The sequence below is a fragment of the Variovorax sp. CAN15 genome, assembly GCF_030462475.1.
Taxonomy (GTDB): Bacteria; Pseudomonadota; Gammaproteobacteria; order Burkholderiales; family Burkholderiaceae_C; genus Variovorax.
The window spans coordinates 17,836-34,886 of record NZ_JASMRZ010000040.1 but is presented as its reverse complement, the minus strand read 5'-3'; the positions used below and the strand labels follow the sequence as shown (position 1 = coordinate 34,886).

Genomic DNA, 17,051 nt, shown 5'->3' with positions numbered 1-17,051 from the left:
ATCGGGGCAGTATCAGGGCAGTTCCCGCGCGCTCACCGGGTCGGCGGTGGGGGGCAGGGCGCCGCGCAGGGGGCTGGGCGCCAGCTTGCGGCTGTCGGCGGCGGGCTGCGGCGGCGGGATCAGCTGCGTGCCCTCGAGGCGGGAGCCGCCGCGCGCGGAGGTGGCGGCAGAGGGCGCTGCCGAGGTGGGCGCCAGGGCGCGCGAAGGTGGCAGCTCGGGCAGGATGTTCGAGCCGTCCACACCGCGCAGCATGACGTTGGAGGTGTCGGGCTGCGAGCGCTGCTGCATGCCGCGGATCTCGTCGTAGCGGTCGTACGCGAAGGCCTCGGTGGCGTTCGCGTCGCGCATCACCGCCGGACGCAGGAACATCATGAGGTTGATCTTCTCGCGCGTGCGGGCCTGGCTCTTGAACAGATTGCCGAGCACCGGAATGTCGCCGGCCACCGGCACCTTCTCGACCGTGTTGTTGTAGGTGTCCGACAGCAGGCCGCCGAGCATGACGAGGCCGCCGTCTTCCACCAGCACGCTCGATTCGATCGAGCGCTTGCTGGTGGTGGGGCCGTTGGGGTTGTTGACGGTGGTCTGGTCGACCGTGGAGGTCTCCTGGAAGATCGTCAGCTTCACGGTGCCGTTCTCGTTGATGGTCGGGCGCACGCGCAGCGTCAGGCCGACGTCCTTGCGCTCGACGGTGGTGAACGGGTTGACGCCCACGGAGCCCGAGGTGCTCGCGTACTGGCCAGTGACGAAGGGCACGTTCTGGCCGATGACGATCTTGGCTTCCTCGTTGTCCAGCGTCAGCAGGTTGGGCTTGGACAGCACGTTGGCGTCCTTGTCGCTGTCGAAGAAGCTGGCAATCGCGCCCAGGATGTACTGGCCGCCGATCTTGCCGGCAACGCCCAGGTTCAGGCCCGAGCTCAGGTTGAGGTTGGCCGGGTTCCTGGTGGCCAGCGCCTGCGTCAGCGTCAGCAGGTTGGCGCCCGCCACCGACGAATTGGTGCCGAGCACGGCGTTGTTGCCCAGCGCGCTCTGCCACTGCACGCCGAACTTCGCGGCGGCGGTGTCGCCCACCTCGACGATTAGCGCCTCGATCATGACCTGCGCGCGCCGGCCGTCGAGCCTGTCGATCACCGCGCGCATCTGGCGGTACTGCGGTTCTGGCGCGGTGATGATCAGAGAGTTGGTCGACGGGTCGGCCTGGATCTGGCCTCCGGTGGAAGGCTGGTTCGCGTTGTTGAGCGGCGCGCTGGCGGCGGCGGAGGCGCCGGATTGGCTGCCGCCACTCAGGTTCACCTGCATCGCTTGCGGCGCGCTCTGCTGCGGCACGGCGCTGGCCGTGGCACCCGGCGTGCCCGGCGTGGCGTTCACCTGGTTGGCAGCCATCGCGGCGCGCAGCGTGGCCGCGAGGCGCACCGCGTCGGCGTTCTTCAGGTAGACCACGTAGATGTTGCCGGCCGCGCCGTTGCTGCCCTCGACGGCGGGGCGGTCGAGCTTGTCGACCAGCGCGCGGATCAGCGCGACGCGCGCCGGATTGGCCGCGCGGATGATCAGCGAGTTGCTGCGCGGATCGGCCATGAGCGTGGTGCGGAACGACGCGTCCGCCGCGCCGGGAGCCGCCGGCGCCCCCGGTGCGCCCGAGCCGCCGCCGTCGACCAGCCGCTGTACCAGCGGCACCATCTCGGTCGCGACCGAATGCCTGAGCTGGATGATCTCGATGTCGGAGGCGTTAGGCACGTCGAGCGACGCGATGATGCGCGCCAGCCGGCGCATGTTGTCCGCGTAGTCGGTGATCACGAGCGAGTTGTTGCCCGGGTTCACGTTGATGGTGTTGTTCGGCGGGATGAGCGGGCGCAGCACGGGCAGCAGGCTGTTCGGCGATTCGTAGTTGAGCCTGAAGATCTGCGTGACGATCTGGTTGCTGCCGTTCGACGCCGTGGCGCCGATGGAGGTGTTGACGGTGCTGCTCTGCAGCTTGGCGTCGGCCTCGGGCACCACCTTGTAGAGGCCGTCGGCCTCCACCACCGCGAAGCCCTGCAGCCGCAGCGCCGAGGCGAACTGGTTGAAGGCCGCCGCCGGCTGGATCGCGCGGTCGGTGACGAGGTTCATCGTGCCCTTCACCCGCGGGTCGACCACCACGTCGCGGCCGGTGACCACCGCCATGGTGCGGGCCACGGCCTCGATGTCGGCGTTGGAGAAGTTCAGCGTGATCGGCTCGCCGCGGCGCGGCGCGTCGCCGGTCTGCGCGAATGCGGCAGGCGCGGCCTGCAGGAACGTGGCGGCGATCAGCACGCGCACGGCGAGCGCGACGGTGCCGGTCGAAAACAGTGGCTTCATCATGAGGATCAACCCAGGGTGATGATCGAACGCGCGTTGTCGCGCCGTCCGATGATGTTCAACAAATTGGAAAGAGCGTCTTCGCGGCCGGGCGCCGCACTGGCTTCGCCGTTGAAGCGGAAGGAAGTACCGGTCCAACTGCCGCTGCCGTTCAGTTCGAGGCTGCCCTCGCGCGTGCTCAGCAGCAGCGTGGGGCGGCTGCCGCCTTCGAGCGTGAGCCGGTAGCTGCCCATCGGCTTCAGGGTCGACAGGCTGGAGGAAACATCGGTGGCGTCGAGCGTCGCCTGGCCGGCGATGCGCAGCGTGGGGCCATCCCACTGCATCGAGAAGCCCTTGGTGCTCAGGTCGAGCGCGCCTTCGAGCTTGAGCGTGTTCCAGGGCGCGCCGAGGCCCATGAGCAGGGTGGCGGGCCAGCGGGAGCGGCTGTCCTGCCAGGCGAGCAACATGCCGCCGGCGCGCGGGCTGGCCTTGAGTTCGAGCGGCTGCGCGGCGCAGCACGGCAGGTCGAGGCTGGCGGCGATGCCGCTCCAGTTCGGGCGCATGCGCCAGTGCAGCAGGCCGGGCAGCGACACCGCCTGCATGCCGCCCGCGCCGCTGGCGAGCACCACGGCGGCCGTGCCGTTCCACACGGTGCCGCGCGGATTGGTCAGCACGAGGCGGCCCTGGCTCCAGTTCGACAGCGCCGCCGACAGCCAGCGCGCCGGCGCGAACAGCACCACCGCCAGCAGCACGCCGGTGGCGGCGCCCAGCAGGGCCCAGCGCCAGCCGCGGCGTGGTCGGGGTTCGGGGGGCGGATGGCGGCTCAGCATGCGGGTCTGCAGTTCCTCATCGGGCGGCGGGCAGCGCCATGACGACGGTGCCGTCCCATCGGACCTGCGGCGTCTTCGGCGCGTCCTTGGCGGCGGGCGCCGACGATGATGCGGGCGACGACGCCGGTGCGCGTGTCAGGTGGACTTCGCGTGGCACCGCATGCGCATTGCCGCGCGCCTGGCCGAGCCACTGGGCGAGGTTGGTGGCGGGCGCGGCGCGCAGCGAGACGGTGGCGGCGCCGTCGCCGCCGGATGCCATGAGCTGCGCGTTGCTCGCGCCCAGGCCTTCGCGCACGGAGGTTTCGAGCGCGCGCATCGCGTCGTCGCGATTCAGCCGCGGCTGGGACTGCAGCGCCTTCGCGCGGGCCTGCAGGGTGGCCATCTGCTGCAGTTGCGCGTCGAGCTGGGCGTGCTCGGCCGATGCCGCCGACAGGGTGCGCAGCGCGGGAGCGAGCGCGATCCACCAGAGCAGGGCCAGCGCCACGAGCGCGGCGGCGGCGTAGACCATGCGGCGCTCGCGCACTTCCAGGGTGGCCCAGCGGGCCTTGAGCTGTTCGCTGAAATTCATCGGTTGGCCTCGGCCTGTACCAGCAGGAGGTCGCCCTCGGTGCGCACGTTGTAGCCGCGTGGCGCCATCGCGCCGGTGATCTGGGAAACCTCCGATGGCTGCAGCCCCAGGCCGCGCAGGCGCAACTGGCCGGCGCTGTAGTCGACGGCGCTCGGCACCTTGCCGGGCGGGAGCACGGCGGCAAGCGCGCCGACCATGGGTTCGAAGTCGCTGTTCGCCACGTCGCCCACGGCCTGCTGCAGCGACGCGACCTCGCGTTGCATCTGCACCGGCGCGTCGACCACGATCTTCACGGAGGGGAAGGTCTGGGTCAGCATTGCCTTGGCGGCCTGGCGTTTCGACTCGAGCGCGTTGCGTTCCTTCCAGGCCCAGGCATTGAGACCGATGACCTGGGTCAGCAGCAGCACGACCACGCCCCAGCGCGCCGCGCGCCACTCGGGTGCGTAGCGCAGCGTCTGCACCACCGAGGCGAACTTCTTGCCGGCGCGCGCACGGCCGGTGACCGCGAGGTCGAACTGTGCGAGCTCCCAGGGCGTGCGAGCGGCCTGCAGCCAGCGCTGCGGCGACTGCACGATGGGCACGCGGCGCTGCAGCAGGGCCTCGGCGGCCTCGGCCACGGCGGGCTCTGTGGAGATGACGGCAGTGTCCAGCGGCAGGCTGCCCGACAGCGCCTGCCCCGCGCCGGCCAGCGGCAGCGAGACCACGCCGTCGGCATCGCATACGGTGAGCCGAGGTGCCTCGGGCTCGCCCGTCACCAGCAGCTGCGGCGGGCCGTCGGCCGGCTGAGGCGTGAATTCGGGAACGATGCGCACCACGCGCCGGCCGGCCGCTTCGAGTCCGTGCACGATGCTGCGCAGCCAGATGCGGTTGCAGGCTGCGACCCACACGGGCGCGCCAGCCTTGGCGTCGGGCTCGAGCGCGAAGTGCAGGGCCTCGGGATCGTCGAGCAGGTGTTCTTCGAGAAGGCCGTCGAGCACGGCGCGCAGCTTCGAGGCGCTGCCCATGCTGCCCTTCGGCAGCGTGATGCGATGCCAGGACAACGCCGCCGAAGGAATGCCGAGCATGACCTCGGGGCTCGAAGGCAGCAGCGCCAGCAACGCCCGGCCCTGGTTGCGCAACGCAATGCCGTCGTCGCCTGCCTGGGCCCAGTCGTACTCGCTCGCGGCATCGGCCGGAGGGAGAGGGGCAATGAGCAGCAGCGGAGTCATGTGGATCTTGGAAAAGCCGGTGATTGTAGGTGCGCGTCTGACACGAATGCGCTCTGTTTTTAATAGCGTATCACGCTGATGTGACGCGCTTTGGAAGGCTTTTTGGCTACAAATAATGCATCGAAATCAGGGTTTGACCGGAGTGACCGTTGCGCCAGCGCCGCGCGTGCGCCAGATCGTCGTCACCGTGACACCGCTTCGCCGTAGCAACGAGCGTTCCTCCACGTAGGTGCGATCGAGCCGCAGCTTCCCGTAGACCTCGAAGAACTGGGTGCCCACGCCGTGCTGGGCCGCGTTGAAGGGCGCGCTGCCGCTGGGCAGGGCGGCGTTGGCGGCGGCGATGTCCTTGAAGAAGGCGCGCGAGCGGCGATCCACCAACTGGCGCGCGCTGGCGATGTTGAGCGACTCCATGCTGGCGCTGATCGCCTCGGCGCTCGCCGTGTTGAGGTTGAGCGTGGTCTTCACCGGCAGGATCGTCACGTAGGGCTCGAGCGCCGCGGCCGTCGAGGCCGACAGGCCCAGCCACACCAGCTGCGAGACCTGCTGCGGCATCAGCGGCGCAGCGCTGGAATCGCCGCCGCTGTTGCTGCCATCGGTCGAAGTGCCGGTGGCAAGCGCGGCGGTCAGGCCGGTGGTCATCAGGCTGAGCTCCGACACGGGCAGGCCCAGCAGGTTGAACAGCCGGGTGAAAGTGGCGACGGCCGCCGGCACCGGCTTGCCGTTGTCCACCAGAGAGAGCACGTTGAGCTTGGACTGCGCATCGACGATGCGGCCCGAGAGGAAGGCGTCGGGCAGCCCTTCGAGGTTATCGCTCGCAACGTTCTTCTCGGCCGACAGGAAGCTGGTGAGCCGCGCTTCCTCCAGCGGAACGGCCCAGGGTTCGCCCAGGTGGTCGGGCCCGCCGGCACGGCCGTCTTCCCCGAGGATGAGGCGGGACCAGTCGAGCGCGCCGATCAGCACCCAGGCCGCCTGCACGCGCCCTCGCTCGGCACCCTCGACCTCGGCCGAACGCCACTGCTGCCACAGCGCCGCGGCGGCGAAGGTGGCCACGAGCATCACCGTCAGCATCGCGGCGAGCAGGGCGGCGCCGCGCTGACTGCCTCGTGCGCCTTCGGCTGCTCTTTTTTCGGGTGTCGTCGTCATGAGGTTCTGGGCGCTCCGACGGTCGGCTTGACCCAGTCGCGCGTGAGCGTGCCCGAGAGGCCCTCGCCCGGCGGCAGCGTGATGACGAGGCGCACGCCGTCGGGCATGGCGACGACGGAGCCCGAGGGGTTGTTGGGATTGGGCTGGACCACGGGCAGCTGGCTGGCCGGCACCCAGCTGTTGTCGCGGAAGAAGAAGATCTGCCAGCTGTTGGCCGGCACCAGCGCAACGTCGCTGTAGCCGCCGTTCGAGCCGGCGCCGCCGTCCTGCGCCCAGGCGGCCGCGAGATTCCAGGCCTGCTGCCATTCGCCGCGCGTGGTGAAGGGCAACGATTGCCAGCGCCGCCAGCGCACGCCGTCGGGGCCCGACTTGAGTGTCCAGGCCACCACCTGCACCGCGGGCGCCGTGTCGTCGCTGCCGCGGCGCGTGAGCCGCAGCACGCGGCCGTCCCAGTCGATAGGGCGGGTCTGCGCCAGCGTGGTCACGGCGTCGAGGTCGGCGCCCCATTGCGCCAGCGTGGCCTGCAGCGTGAGCACGGCATCGGCGCGCTGCTGGTTCTGCGATGTGGCGCGCGACATGCTTTCCAGCCCGCGCCAGCTCATCAGCGAGAGCAGCGCCATCACCGCGATCGCCACGAGCAGCTCGATCAGCGTGAAGCCGCGCGTGGTGCGGGTGCCAGCGTGTTGCCGCATCGCTCAGTACCTCCCCACCACGGTGGAGATGCGCAGGATGGGCGAGTCGGCCTCGTCGCGAACCTGCACGTCGACGCGCCGGAAATTCGGGTTGAGCGTCGGGATGGTCGAGGTGGTCACGTTGAACGAGACGCCGGCCTGCAGACAGATCGAGCCCGAGTCGCCGACCGCCGGCATCTGCCGCGAGAGTCGGGCCTTGGCAAGCTCGTTCTCGGCGCACAGGTCGGCCAGCACCAGGTCGGACTGGCGCTGCGCATTGCGCGTGAGCGACATGGTGGCCTGCGAGCCCGCGGCCAGCGCGATCGCGACGATGCCGAGCGCGATCAGCACCTCGATCAGCGTGAAGCCGCCGCAGCGGGAGCGCGAAGTGAACGGGCGCCGCGTTTTTCTCATTGAACAGCCGAGACGGTGAAGGGGCGCACCCCGTCGGTCGAGATGCGCAGCGCGCGCGCGGGCGGACCGGCGGAATACAGCACGACCTGCTGCGCCGCGATGATCGGGTCGGGTCCGAGCTGCAGCGCGGGAATCAGCGTGCCGTTGGCGAGCGAGACCTGGGCGGTGATGCCCTCGGCGGCCCAGCCGTCGGGCAGCGAGCCGGGCAGCAGGCCGTCGAACCTGAAGCTGCCTTCGACGGGCCGCCACCGCACCACGATGCCGCTGGCGCGCGACTGGGCGCGGGCTGATTCGAGCAGGGCCGCGAGGCGGTCGGCTTCGCGGTCGAGGTTGGCGGCGCTGGTGTCGCGGATGGCGAAGCTCACGGCAGCGGTGGCGATCGCGATGATGGCGATCACCACGATCAGCTCCAGCAGCGTGAAGCCGCCGGAACGGGGTGGGCGAAGGCGTGGGTGCGGGTTGCGGGGCTGCTGCGCGCCCGTGCTGCCGCTGCTACTGCCAGCTGCCGATGTCGGCATTCTTGCCCTCGCCGCCGCTCTGGCCGTCGGCGCCGAACGAGAGCACGTCGATCTCGCCCTTGATGCCCGGGTTCAGGTACTGGTAGGGATGGCCCCAGGGGTCGTTGGGCAGCTTCTCGACGTAGGGCTTCCAGTTGGGGGCGGCCGGGCCGGTGGTGGGGCGCGTGAGCAGCGCCTGCAGGCCCTGCTCGGCGGTGGGGTAGCGCTGGTTGTCCAGGCGGTAGAGCTTGAGCGCCTGCATCAGGTTGTTGATGTCGGTCCGGGCGGCCGTCACACGGGCGTCGTCGGCGCGCTCGATCACGTTGGGGACAATGAGTGCCGCGAGCACGCCGATGATGACCAGCACCACCATCAATTCGATCAGCGTGAAGCCGCGTTGGGCGGTACGGGTAGCGGCACGGAGGAATTTGTTCATAGCTTGGGCAGACATGATTCGGAAGGCGCGCTGCATGATAATCCGCGGCCATGACAAGTCCTTATTCCGCTGCCCGCTGGCATGCCCCACTTGCAACGACGGGGCTTTGGGCGCTGGCGGCTGGTGCCGCGGTGTTCTGGGTACTCCGGCTCGCGTCGCCGACCGACGCCGTTGCGGCGGCCGCGACCATGCCCAGGCCCTCGGTGGCGGCGGATTCGGATTCGGTGGCGCGACTGCTGGGTGTGCTGCCCGAGTCCCGCACGGCGCCTGTGGCCCCGGAGGCTGCCAGCCGGTTCGCTCTTGCGGGTGTGGTGGCCGATCCCTCCAAGTGGGGTGCGGCGCTTATTTCCATCGATGGCAAGCCGCCACGGCCGTTCCGCGTCGGCTCGACGGTCGGCGAGAGCTATGTGCTGCAGTCGGTGGGCCTGCGCTCCGCGACGATCGGCATGCATGCCGACGGACCGGCGGCCTTCACGCTGCAACTGCCGGTGCGTGCGCCGATCAGTGTTTCCAGCCCTCCGCTGGCAGCGGCACCGATGGTGGCTGTGCCGCCACCGGTGATGCCAGCCGTTGCGGCTCCGCCGCAGATGCCGCAGCAACAGCAGATGCAGCCCCAGCCGCCGGGCGGCTCGCTGCTCCAGCAGCAGCAACAACCGGCTGCCCAATAGCCTCTTCGGGATCTCGCATCGATGAAGCGAAGCCGGCCTTGCGCCGGCTTCTGCTTTTTCAGGCCTGCAGGAAGAGCCGGTATGCCGGGTTGGCCGTTTCCTCGACGTAGGGATAGCCCAGCGTCTTGAGGAAAGCGTCGAACTCGGCGGATTCGCCGGCCGGCACCTGCATGCCGACGAGGATGCGGCCGTAGTCCGCGCCCTGGTTGCGGTAGTGGAACAGGCTGATGTTCCAGCTCGGCTGCATCAGGCTCAGGAACTTGAGCAGTGCCCCCGGTCGCTCGGGGAACACGAAGCGCAGCAGGCGCTCGTCGTGCGCGAGGCCGGTACGCCCGCCCACCAGGTGCCGCAGATGCTCCTTGGCGAGTTCGTCGTGTGTGAGGTCGAGCGCGTCGAAGCCGTGCGCGGCGAAGGCGCGTGCGATGACGGCCGATTCGCCGCGCGTCGAGGTCGTGAGGCCGACGAACACGTGCGCCTTGGCTGCATCGCTTATGCGGTAGTTGAACTCGGTCACGTTGCGCAGCGCGCCGCCGCCGGTGCCCGGCGCTTCCGACTCGCTGGCGGGCATCTCGCCGATCAGTTCGCAGAAGCGGCGGAAGCTGCCGCGCTCCTCGGGCATGGTGACGGCGAAGAGGGCCTCGCGCTCCTCGCCGACCTCGGCGCGTTCGGCGACGAAACGCAGCCGATCGAAGTTCATGTTCGCGCCGCACAGGATCGCCGCATAGGTTTCCCCATGCCGGCCGTGCTGCGCGATGTATTCCTTGATGGCCGCGACCGCCAGCGCGCCTGCCGGCTCGACGATGCTGCGCGTGTCCACGAAGATGTCCTTGATGGCGGCGCACACGGCATCGGTATCGACGGCGATGTAGTCGTCGACCAGTTCGCTGGCGATGCGGAAGGTTTCCTCCCCGACGAGCTTGACGGCCGTGCCATCCGAGAAGAGCCCGACATCCGGAAGATTCACGCGCTGGCGCGCAGCGACCGATTGCATCATCGCGTCGGAGTCGTTCATCTGTACGCCGATCACCTTGACCTCGGGACGCACCGCCTTGATGTAGTTGGCCACGCCGGAGATCAGGCCGCCGCCGCCGATTGCGACGAACACCGCATCCAGCGGACCTTGATGCTGACGAAGGATCTCCATGGCGATGGTGCCCTGGCCGGCAATGACGTCGGGATCGTCGAAGGGATGGACGAAGGTCAGGTTCTGCTTTGACTGCAAATCGAGCGCGTGCAGATAAGCATCCGAATAGCTGTCGCCGTGCAGCACGATTTCTCCACCGAAACCACGCACCGCATCGATTTTGAGTTTGGGCGTGGTGACCGGCATCACGATCACCGCGCGAGTGCCGAGCTTGCGAGCGCCCAATGCAACGCCTTGCGCGTGATTGCCGGCCGAAGCGCAAATCACGCCGCTTGCCAATTGCTCGGCGCTCAGATGCGCCATCTTGTTATAGGCCCCGCGCAACTTGAAGCTGAAAACCGGCTGCTGGTCTTCACGTTTCAATAGAACGGTGTTGCCCAGTCGTTCGCTGAGCGCGCGCGCCTTCTCGAGCGCGGATTCGACTGCGACGTCATAGACCCGGGCATTGAGTATTTTTCTGAGATAGTCGGCGGGCGTGAGTTTTGTTTTAAGAGGTGCGTCTTGCACGATTTTTTCCGAGGGAGTTTTCATTTGCTAACTGCCGATGATAAGAGGCATCGAGATTGCATGCGAGATATGGCATGGACACAAATGTCATAAACCTCTTCCGCAAGGCCCCAGCTGCAAATGATTCGGGATTTTTTGGACGCACCTATCCCGCGATCCAAACGGCCGCCGATCTAATTACAAATGAGCAAAATCTGTTATCAATTTCTGTCAGCGACCTTTCGAAGAAGCTGATGCAGGCGGAGGCCGCGCGCGTTCAGCGAAAAGAAATCGGGCGTGCCACATGGCAGGTGATGGGCAACAGATTGCGTGCGCACATCGTTCCGTTGCTGGGCGATGTACCGGTGCAGTCGTTCGCGACTGCCGACGCGCAACGCTTGATCGATCACCTTGGCGAGCAGGGCTTCACCAGCACGACCATTGCCCAGTACCTTGTGCTGCTGCGCAAGGTGGTGATGCACGGCGTCCACATTGGCTTGCTTCGGGATGCGCCTGCCTTTCCGAAGGTCAAGGTGCGCAGCCAGCCGCGTGGCAGCTTCAGCGTTGCGGAGTACCGCGCGATCATCAAGACGGCGCGTAGCCTGCGTGGGCACTCGCACCCCGTGCTCGATCAGCTCGCGGCGGGCGAACGCTTCTGGATCGCGCGCGAGTTGCTTGCAATGCCGGACGAACTGCCGTGGCTCGTCCGCTGGATGGTCAACACCTTCGTGCGGCCGAGCGACATCAAGTTCATGAAGCACAAGCACATCGAGGTGGTGCGCGGCAAGCACGTCTATCTGCGGATGAACCTGCCGGAGACCAAGCGGCACAGCCAGCCCATCGTGAGTCTGTGCCCCGCCGTGCGGGTTTACGAATGCCTGCTCGACTACCGTGCACAGCACGGATATGGCGGTGCGGAGGACTATCTCTTCATGCCGCAGTTGAAGAACCGCGAGCATGCGCTGGCGGTGCTCAACTTCTTTTTTCACTGGGTGCTCGAGAAAGCGGGGCTCGAGAAGGGACCGCTGGGCCAATCGCGAACCCTGTACTGCCTGCGCCACACCGCGATCACGTTGCGGCTGCTGTACGGGCAGGGAATCGACATGCTGACCTTGGCGCGCAACGCGCGCACGAGCGTCAACATGGTCGAGCGTTTCTACGCGTCGGTACTGAGCGGAGAAATGAATGTGGGATTGCTGCAGAGCCGGCGAAGCCGGACGAACTGAAACGGAACGGGCAGAACGGCAAAAAGCCGCCCGGCGCGAGCCGGGCGACTTGAGGCTTGGTTGCCGCTTCGAACTGGCAGGAGCCAGCATCGGGGTCAGGCAAAGAACTTGAAGAGTTCGACGCTCAGAATGCGTGGCGAATGCCGAAGTCGTAGCCCGTCGACGTCTTCGGCTTGAACACGTTCTCGGAGGCCTTGTAGAAGCCGGGGCCGCCTACCGTCAGCGATGCGCCGTTCTTGTTGCTCACGCGAGCGATGGTCGCGTACAGAGCCGTTCGCTTCGACAGGTTGTGCACGTAACCCAGCGCGAGCTTGTTCGCCTTTGGATCGGGGTTGTTCAAGCCAAACGGATTGAACGGCTGGTTGTAGTCGTACTTGACGGCCGAGTAAGCTGCACGGATGAGCCCCGGGCCGACGGGCACGGTCACGCCGAGCAGGTAGCCGTTCAGATCCACGTCCGGGCGGGCTCCGATGATGGGCGTGATTGCATAGTCCCGCGAGTTCTTGGCGCGCGACAGTTCGCCGAACAGCTTCACGGGACCGAAGTCATACGAAGCGCCCAGGTTGAACGTCTTCACGTAGTCCGTGGTGCCTGCGTAGTACTGATCGGCGACCGTGCTGTTGCCATAGGACACCGCCACGTCCAGCGGGCCGTTCGCATAGCCGAAGCGACCACCGATGTAGCGGCCGGCGCGGCTCTTCGAGGTGCTGCTGTCCTTTGGCGTGAACCCGCCGTTGCTGTACTTGTCGTTCTCGTGGAACGCGTACATCACCTGACCATAGAAGCCACCGAGGTTGGACGGCAGGAAGTAGCCGATCGAGTTGCTGGCGCGGGCATAGTTCTGGTTGCCCCCGAAACCGCCGGTGTCCTTGGCACCATAGGTCTCGGCGTTGTAGCCGTTGGCAGTGTTGATCAGGTTGGCGCCCACACCGCTGGCGCCGAAGGGGTCGAACACTGTGTCGTTCCAGAACGTCGGGGTGTAGTCGCGGCCCAGGCGGATTTCACCGAAACCACCCGACAGGCTCACGGTCGAGCGACGGGCGAAGGTCGAAACGCCGGTGGCGCCGTCGTCATTGGTAATGGGCGCTTCGAGCCAGAAGCTGGCTGCCAGGCCACCACCCAGGTCTTCCGTACCACGGAAACCCAGCCGGCTGGTGTTGTAGCCCGAGTGGGCCAGTGCCGTACGGCTGACCTTGACGCTGCCCCGGTTCGTGTAGGTGGGAGCGCCGAAGCTGTTGGCCAGCACGGTGGGCTTCAGGTCACGCGAACTGGACGAGTAACCGCTGATCGATGCGTCGACCACACCGAACAGCGTGACGGACGACTGAGCCGAGGCAACACCGGCAACAGCCAGGGCAGCCAGAGCAACTGCCCTTCCGGCGCGAAAACTAGAGTGGCGACGGGACGAACTGGGGCACTCTGGAGGGTAGTTCGGAAAGAAAAAAGCCCCGAGCTTTGCAGCTCGGGGCTAAATCCACCAATTGGAAGGGTGGAGGAGACAACTGGGTGCGCATACGTTTGCGCAATGAAATAAAGTATATCGGCTGTTTGTTGCGATGCAACAAGCGAGTGATGCTTTTCCCACACACAAATGGATGTTGGCGTGCATTTTGCCCGGCATCCTCGACCTGGAACCCCGAAAACCATGGAATGCACAGTTAGTTGGACCGGCGACGCGGGCACGCGATCGGCCATGGGCTTCGTTGCCGAGACGGGCAGCGGCCACGTCCTGATGATGGATGGCGCCCCCGACGCCGCCAAGCCCGAGAACGGCGGCCAGAACCTGGCGGCGCGGCCGATGGAGACCGTTCTGGCCGGTACGGGAGGGTGCACTGCCTACGACGTGGTGCTGATCCTGAAGCGTGGGCGGCATCGCGTCGAGCGCTGCAGCGTCAAGCTGACCAGCGAGCGCGCCGAGAAGGATCCCAAGGTCTTTACCAGGATCCACATGCATTTCACCGTGGCTGGCAAGGGAATCCCCGCTTCTGCCGTGGAGCGCGCGATTGCGCTGAGCCACGAAACCTATTGCTCCGCCAGCATCATGCTGGCCAAGACGGCCGAGATCACAACCAGTTTCGAACTGATCGAAACCTGAGCAGGAGAACGGCTGGATCAGATGCGGTGCGCCAGTGTGGTCATCACGCGGGAAGCCACGCGCATCAAGGCCTTGGCTGGCGCCGGGAGCTCCGCCGCCCCGGCATCGACTGCCTGCGACGCGTGGCGGGCCTCGTCGAGCTTCATCTGCTCGACCACCGCCCTGGATGCGCTGTCCTGGACCGGAAGACGGTCCAGATGGCTGTCGAGATGCGCCTCCACCTGCCGTTCCGTTTCTGCCACGAAACCGAGGCTCAAAGGGTCTCCCAGTCTCCCTGCGATGAGGCCCAGCCCTAAAGCTCCCGCATACCAGAGCGGATTGAGGATGGAGGGACGCGCCCCCAGTTCGTCCAGCCGCTGGCGAGTCCACGCCAGATGGTCGGTTTCCTCGTGCGCTGCCTCGATGAAATGGGCGCGCAGGGCGGGATCGCGCGCCACGGCCGCCTGCGCCGTGTAAAGCGCCTGGGCGCAGACCTCGCCCACGTGGTTTACCCGCATCAGGGCGCCGGCTTTCCGGCGATCGGCGTCGGTCAGCTCACCCTGGGCTTGGGACGGGACTGGCAGGTCGCGCGTGGCATGGGGACGGGCGAAAAGCGTGCGCAACGCCGAGTCCGCCACGGCAAGGACGGGGTCGATCATGAACGTCATGCGCCTATTTGAACGCACCTGCGGAATGCCTTGGCGATCCGCTCTGAATTCCATAATGTGGTGTTTCAGGGGCTAAGTCCTTTGTTGCAGGCGTGCAACGAAACGCGCGAGCCACCCAAGATTTCGGGAGATTTGTTTTGCCCTGCCGCAGCGGCTCTGGTGCAATAGCATCAACTTCCCAAAAGGAGGTTGGCCCGGGGTCCGGTGGGAGCACAAAAGTGCCAGTCACGGTGAGCCCTTCGCACCGGAGCCCTATGTTTAACCTTGGAGAAACTTGCAATGAAAAAATCTCTAGTTGCTCTGGCTGCCCTGGCTGTTGCCGGTGTTGCCTCGGCTCAGTCGTCCGTCACGCTGTTTGGTGTGGTCGACGCGTCGATCAGCGGCTATTCGAGCACCGCCCGCGACGACCGCGCGACCGTGTTCCCCAATGCTTTCGGCATCCCCGTCTACCTGAACCAAGGTTCGGTCAAGACCAGCCGTCGTGAACTGGCTAACTCGGGTTACAACTCGAGCCGTATCGGCTTCCGTGGCACGGAAGACCTGGGCGGCGGCCTGGCTGCCAGCTTCTGGCTCGAAGCCCCGATCTCCAACGACGACGGCCAGCAAGGTATCGCGACGTTCGCTCGTCGTTCGACCGTGAGCCTGTCGGGCGGTTTCGGTGAAATCCGTCTGGGCCGTGACTACACCCCGACGTTCTGGAACGACACCGTGTTCGACCCGTTCGGCACCAACGGCGTTGGCACCAACCTGATTTCGACGGCCAATGGCACGTTCGGCGCCTTCGGTACGCCTGCTGCTTCGACCGGTGCATTCAGCAACGTCGGTTCCAGCAACTACGTGCGCGCCAGCAACACGATCGGCTACTTCCTGCCCCCGAACCTGGGCGGCTTCTATGGCCAGTTCCAGTACGGCATGGCCGAGAAGACCAAGTACAGCTCGGGCATCTACACGCCTGACGTGGCCAACAGCCAGCGTCAAGGTCGCTACATCGGCGGCCGCTTCGGCTACGCAAACGGTCCTCTGGACGTTGCGCTGGCTTACGGCAGCAGCACGGTCGGCGACAACTACTACGCTGGCACGACCACCAAGGTCAACACCCTGAACCTGGGCGCTTCGTATGACTTCGGTCCCGTGAAGCTGTTCGGTGAACTGTCGAAGGCCAAGAACAAGATCGACTACGAAGTGACGCCTCTCCTGGGCGGCCGTCCTGACATCGATCTGACCGGCTACCTGCTCGGCGTGACCGTGCCGGTCGGCGCTGGCCTGATCCGCGCTTCGTGGTCGCACGTCAAGTACGACACGAACCAGCCGTTCAACCCGTTCGCGGTCAACAACTCTGATCCGAAGGCTAACAAGATCGCTCTGGGCTACGTGCACAACCTGTCGAAGCGCACGGCTCTGTACGCCACGATCGCTCGCGTCAGCAACAAGAACGGTGCTGGCCTGACGGTTGGCGGCCCGGCCTTCTACAACAACGCAGCTGGCGCCTTCACCCCGAAGAGCTCCACCGGCTACGACTTCGGTATCCGTCACGCTTTCTAATCTGACGCTGGCGCAAGCCAGCTTCGATTGAAAAGTCAAAAGCCACTCGACGAAAGTCGAGTGGCTTTTTTTCGTCCGGACCTTCCCCGTATTCCCTCGGGAAATCACGATGTGCACCCCCGGGGAACCACCGTGCGGGCACGCACCTTGCACTGCTAGCATGCCCGTTCACTTTGCTTGCTGAATGATCGCCTTTGTACTGCGCCGCCTGATCCAGGCCGTGATCGTGATGATCGCGGTCGCGTTCATCGCCTTCCTTCTTTTCCAATACGTTGGCGACCCCGTCGTGTTCCTTCTGGGACAGGACGCCAAGCCCGAGCAGATCCGCGAGCTGCGCGCCGCATTGGGGCTCGACCAACCCTTCTTCGTGCAGTTCTGGCACTTTCTCGTGAATGCGGCCCAGGGCGAGTTCGGCCTGAGCCTGCGCCAGGGCGCGAAGGTGTCGCGCCTGATCGGCGAGCGCTTTCCGGCCACGCTCGAACTCGCGCTCGTGGCTGCGGTGCTGGCGCTTTTCATCGGCATTCCGATGGGGGTGTACACCGCGCTGCGCCGGGGCACCTTCATGAGCCAGGTGTTCATGACGGTATCGCTGCTCGGCGTGTCGCTGCCGACCTTCCTCATCGGCATCCTGCTGATCCTTGTCTTCGCGGTCACGCTGGGCTGGTTCCCGAGCTTCGGCCGGGGCGAGACCGTCAAGTTCGGCTGGTGGACCAGCGGCCTCTTCAGCGTCGACGGCTGGCAGCACATCGTGCTCCCGGCGGTGACGCTGGCGATCTTCCAGCTCACGCTGATCATGCGGCTGGTGCGCGCGGAGATGCTGGAGGTGCTGCGCACCGACTACATCAAGTTCGCGCGCGCACGGGGCCTGTCGAACCGCGCCATCCACTTCGGCCATGCGCTCAAGAACACGCTGGTGCCCGTGATGACCATCACCGGCCTGCAGCTCGGCGGCCTCATCGCCTTCGCGATCATCACCGAGTCGGTGTTCCAGTGGCCCGGCATGGGCCTGCTCTTCATCCAGGCCGTGACCTTCGCCGACATCCCGGTGATGGCCGCCTACCTGTGCCTCATCGCGCTGATCTTCGTGGTGATCAACCTCGTGGTCGACCTGCTGTATTTCGTGGTCGATCCACGCCTGCGCGTCGGCAAGGCGGGAGGGCACTGAG

General features: G+C 66.4%; 17 protein-coding genes. 5 read left to right on the top strand and 12 right to left on the bottom strand.

Annotated features, from left to right (window positions below):
- Window positions 1–12 precede the first annotated feature (12 nt).
- From gspD to gspG, 9 genes are all read right to left on the bottom strand, one after another.
- Window positions 13–2,334 (bottom strand): type II secretion system secretin GspD, encoded by a 2,322-nt coding sequence (gene gspD, locus QMO14_RS21490; RefSeq protein WP_301509615.1) that lies wholly within the window; start codon window positions 2,332–2,334, stop codon window positions 13–15.
- A 5-nt stretch (window positions 2,335–2,339) separates the two neighbouring features.
- Window positions 2,340–3,140: a type II secretion system protein N gene (gspN, locus tag QMO14_RS21485; RefSeq protein ID WP_301509613.1), complete on the bottom strand. Its 801-nt coding sequence runs from the start codon at window positions 3,138–3,140 to the stop codon at window positions 2,340–2,342.
- Window positions 3,141–3,156: 16 nt separating this feature from the next.
- Window positions 3,157–3,708, bottom strand: a complete 552-nt coding sequence (gene gspM / locus QMO14_RS21480; protein WP_301509612.1) for a type II secretion system protein GspM — start codon at window positions 3,706–3,708, stop codon at window positions 3,157–3,159.
- The gene (gspL, locus tag QMO14_RS21475) at window positions 3,705–4,916 is read right to left on the bottom strand and encodes a type II secretion system protein GspL (protein WP_301509610.1); all 1,212 of its coding nucleotides are present in this window, start codon (window positions 4,914–4,916) and stop codon (window positions 3,705–3,707) included. The genes gspM and gspL overlap by 4 nt, the downstream gene beginning before the upstream one ends.
- A gap of 126 nt (window positions 4,917–5,042) precedes the next feature.
- Window positions 5,043–6,059, bottom strand: a complete 1,017-nt coding sequence (gene gspK / locus QMO14_RS21470; RefSeq protein ID WP_301509608.1) for a type II secretion system minor pseudopilin GspK — start codon at window positions 6,057–6,059, stop codon at window positions 5,043–5,045.
- Window positions 6,056–6,751, bottom strand: a complete 696-nt coding sequence (locus tag QMO14_RS21465; RefSeq protein ID WP_301509606.1) for a type II secretion system protein J — start codon at window positions 6,749–6,751, stop codon at window positions 6,056–6,058. The genes gspK and QMO14_RS21465 overlap by 4 nt, the downstream gene beginning before the upstream one ends.
- 3 nt (window positions 6,752–6,754) lie before the next feature.
- Window positions 6,755–7,144: a type II secretion system minor pseudopilin GspI gene (gene gspI / locus QMO14_RS21460; RefSeq protein ID WP_301509605.1), complete on the bottom strand. Its 390-nt coding sequence runs from the start codon at window positions 7,142–7,144 to the stop codon at window positions 6,755–6,757.
- Complete coding sequence (locus QMO14_RS21455) at window positions 7,141–7,662, bottom strand: prepilin-type N-terminal cleavage/methylation domain-containing protein (protein WP_301509604.1); 522 nt, start codon at window positions 7,660–7,662, stop codon at window positions 7,141–7,143. Before QMO14_RS21455 ends, gspI begins: the two co-directional genes overlap by 4 nt.
- Window positions 7,637–8,077 carry a type II secretion system major pseudopilin GspG gene (gene gspG / locus QMO14_RS21450; RefSeq protein ID WP_184634988.1) on the bottom strand — a complete coding sequence of 147 codons (441 nt, stop codon included), beginning with the start codon at window positions 8,075–8,077 and terminating at the stop codon, window positions 7,637–7,639. The genes QMO14_RS21455 and gspG overlap by 26 nt, the downstream gene beginning before the upstream one ends.
- 131 nt (window positions 8,078–8,208) lie before the next feature.
- Here gspG and QMO14_RS21445 point away from each other — a divergent pair, with 131 nt between their 5' ends.
- Complete coding sequence (locus QMO14_RS21445; protein WP_301509600.1) at window positions 8,209–8,745, top strand: hypothetical protein; 537 nt, start codon at window positions 8,209–8,211, stop codon at window positions 8,743–8,745.
- Between the two features lie 58 nt (window positions 8,746–8,803).
- Here the strand turns inward: QMO14_RS21445 and ilvA are convergent, their stop codons facing one another.
- Window positions 8,804–10,420, bottom strand: coding sequence for a threonine ammonia-lyase, biosynthetic (gene ilvA, locus QMO14_RS21440; RefSeq protein WP_301509597.1), 1,617 nt, complete (start codon window positions 10,418–10,420; stop codon window positions 8,804–8,806).
- A 50-nt stretch (window positions 10,421–10,470) separates the two neighbouring features.
- Between ilvA and QMO14_RS21435 the strand changes: the two genes are divergently transcribed.
- Window positions 10,471–11,601: a hypothetical protein gene (locus QMO14_RS21435; protein WP_301509596.1), complete on the top strand. Its 1,131-nt coding sequence runs from the start codon at window positions 10,471–10,473 to the stop codon at window positions 11,599–11,601.
- A 124-nt stretch (window positions 11,602–11,725) separates the two neighbouring features.
- Here QMO14_RS21435 and QMO14_RS21430 read toward each other — a convergent pair whose 3' ends face one another.
- Window positions 11,726–12,964 (bottom strand): porin, encoded by a 1,239-nt coding sequence (locus QMO14_RS21430; protein ID WP_301509621.1) that lies wholly within the window; start codon window positions 12,962–12,964, stop codon window positions 11,726–11,728.
- Window positions 12,965–13,246: 282 nt separating this feature from the next.
- On the opposite strand from QMO14_RS21430, the gene QMO14_RS21425 reads away from it, so the two are divergent.
- Entirely contained in the window at window positions 13,247–13,696 is a 450-nt protein-coding gene (locus tag QMO14_RS21425) for an OsmC family protein (RefSeq protein WP_301509595.1), read from the top strand.
- Window positions 13,697–13,713: 17 nt separating this feature from the next.
- Here QMO14_RS21425 and coq7 read toward each other — a convergent pair whose 3' ends face one another.
- Window positions 13,714–14,343, bottom strand: a complete 630-nt coding sequence (gene coq7 / locus QMO14_RS21420) for a 2-polyprenyl-3-methyl-6-methoxy-1,4-benzoquinone monooxygenase (RefSeq protein ID WP_301509594.1) — start codon at window positions 14,341–14,343, stop codon at window positions 13,714–13,716.
- Between the two features lie 279 nt (window positions 14,344–14,622).
- Between coq7 and QMO14_RS21415 the strand changes: the two genes are divergently transcribed.
- Complete coding sequence (locus QMO14_RS21415; protein WP_301509593.1) at window positions 14,623–15,885, top strand: porin; 1,263 nt, start codon at window positions 14,623–14,625, stop codon at window positions 15,883–15,885.
- A gap of 184 nt (window positions 15,886–16,069) precedes the next feature.
- Window positions 16,070–17,050, top strand: coding sequence for an ABC transporter permease (locus QMO14_RS21410; RefSeq protein ID WP_301509592.1), 981 nt, complete (start codon window positions 16,070–16,072; stop codon window positions 17,048–17,050).
- The last annotated feature ends 1 nt before the right edge of the window (window position 17,051 follow it).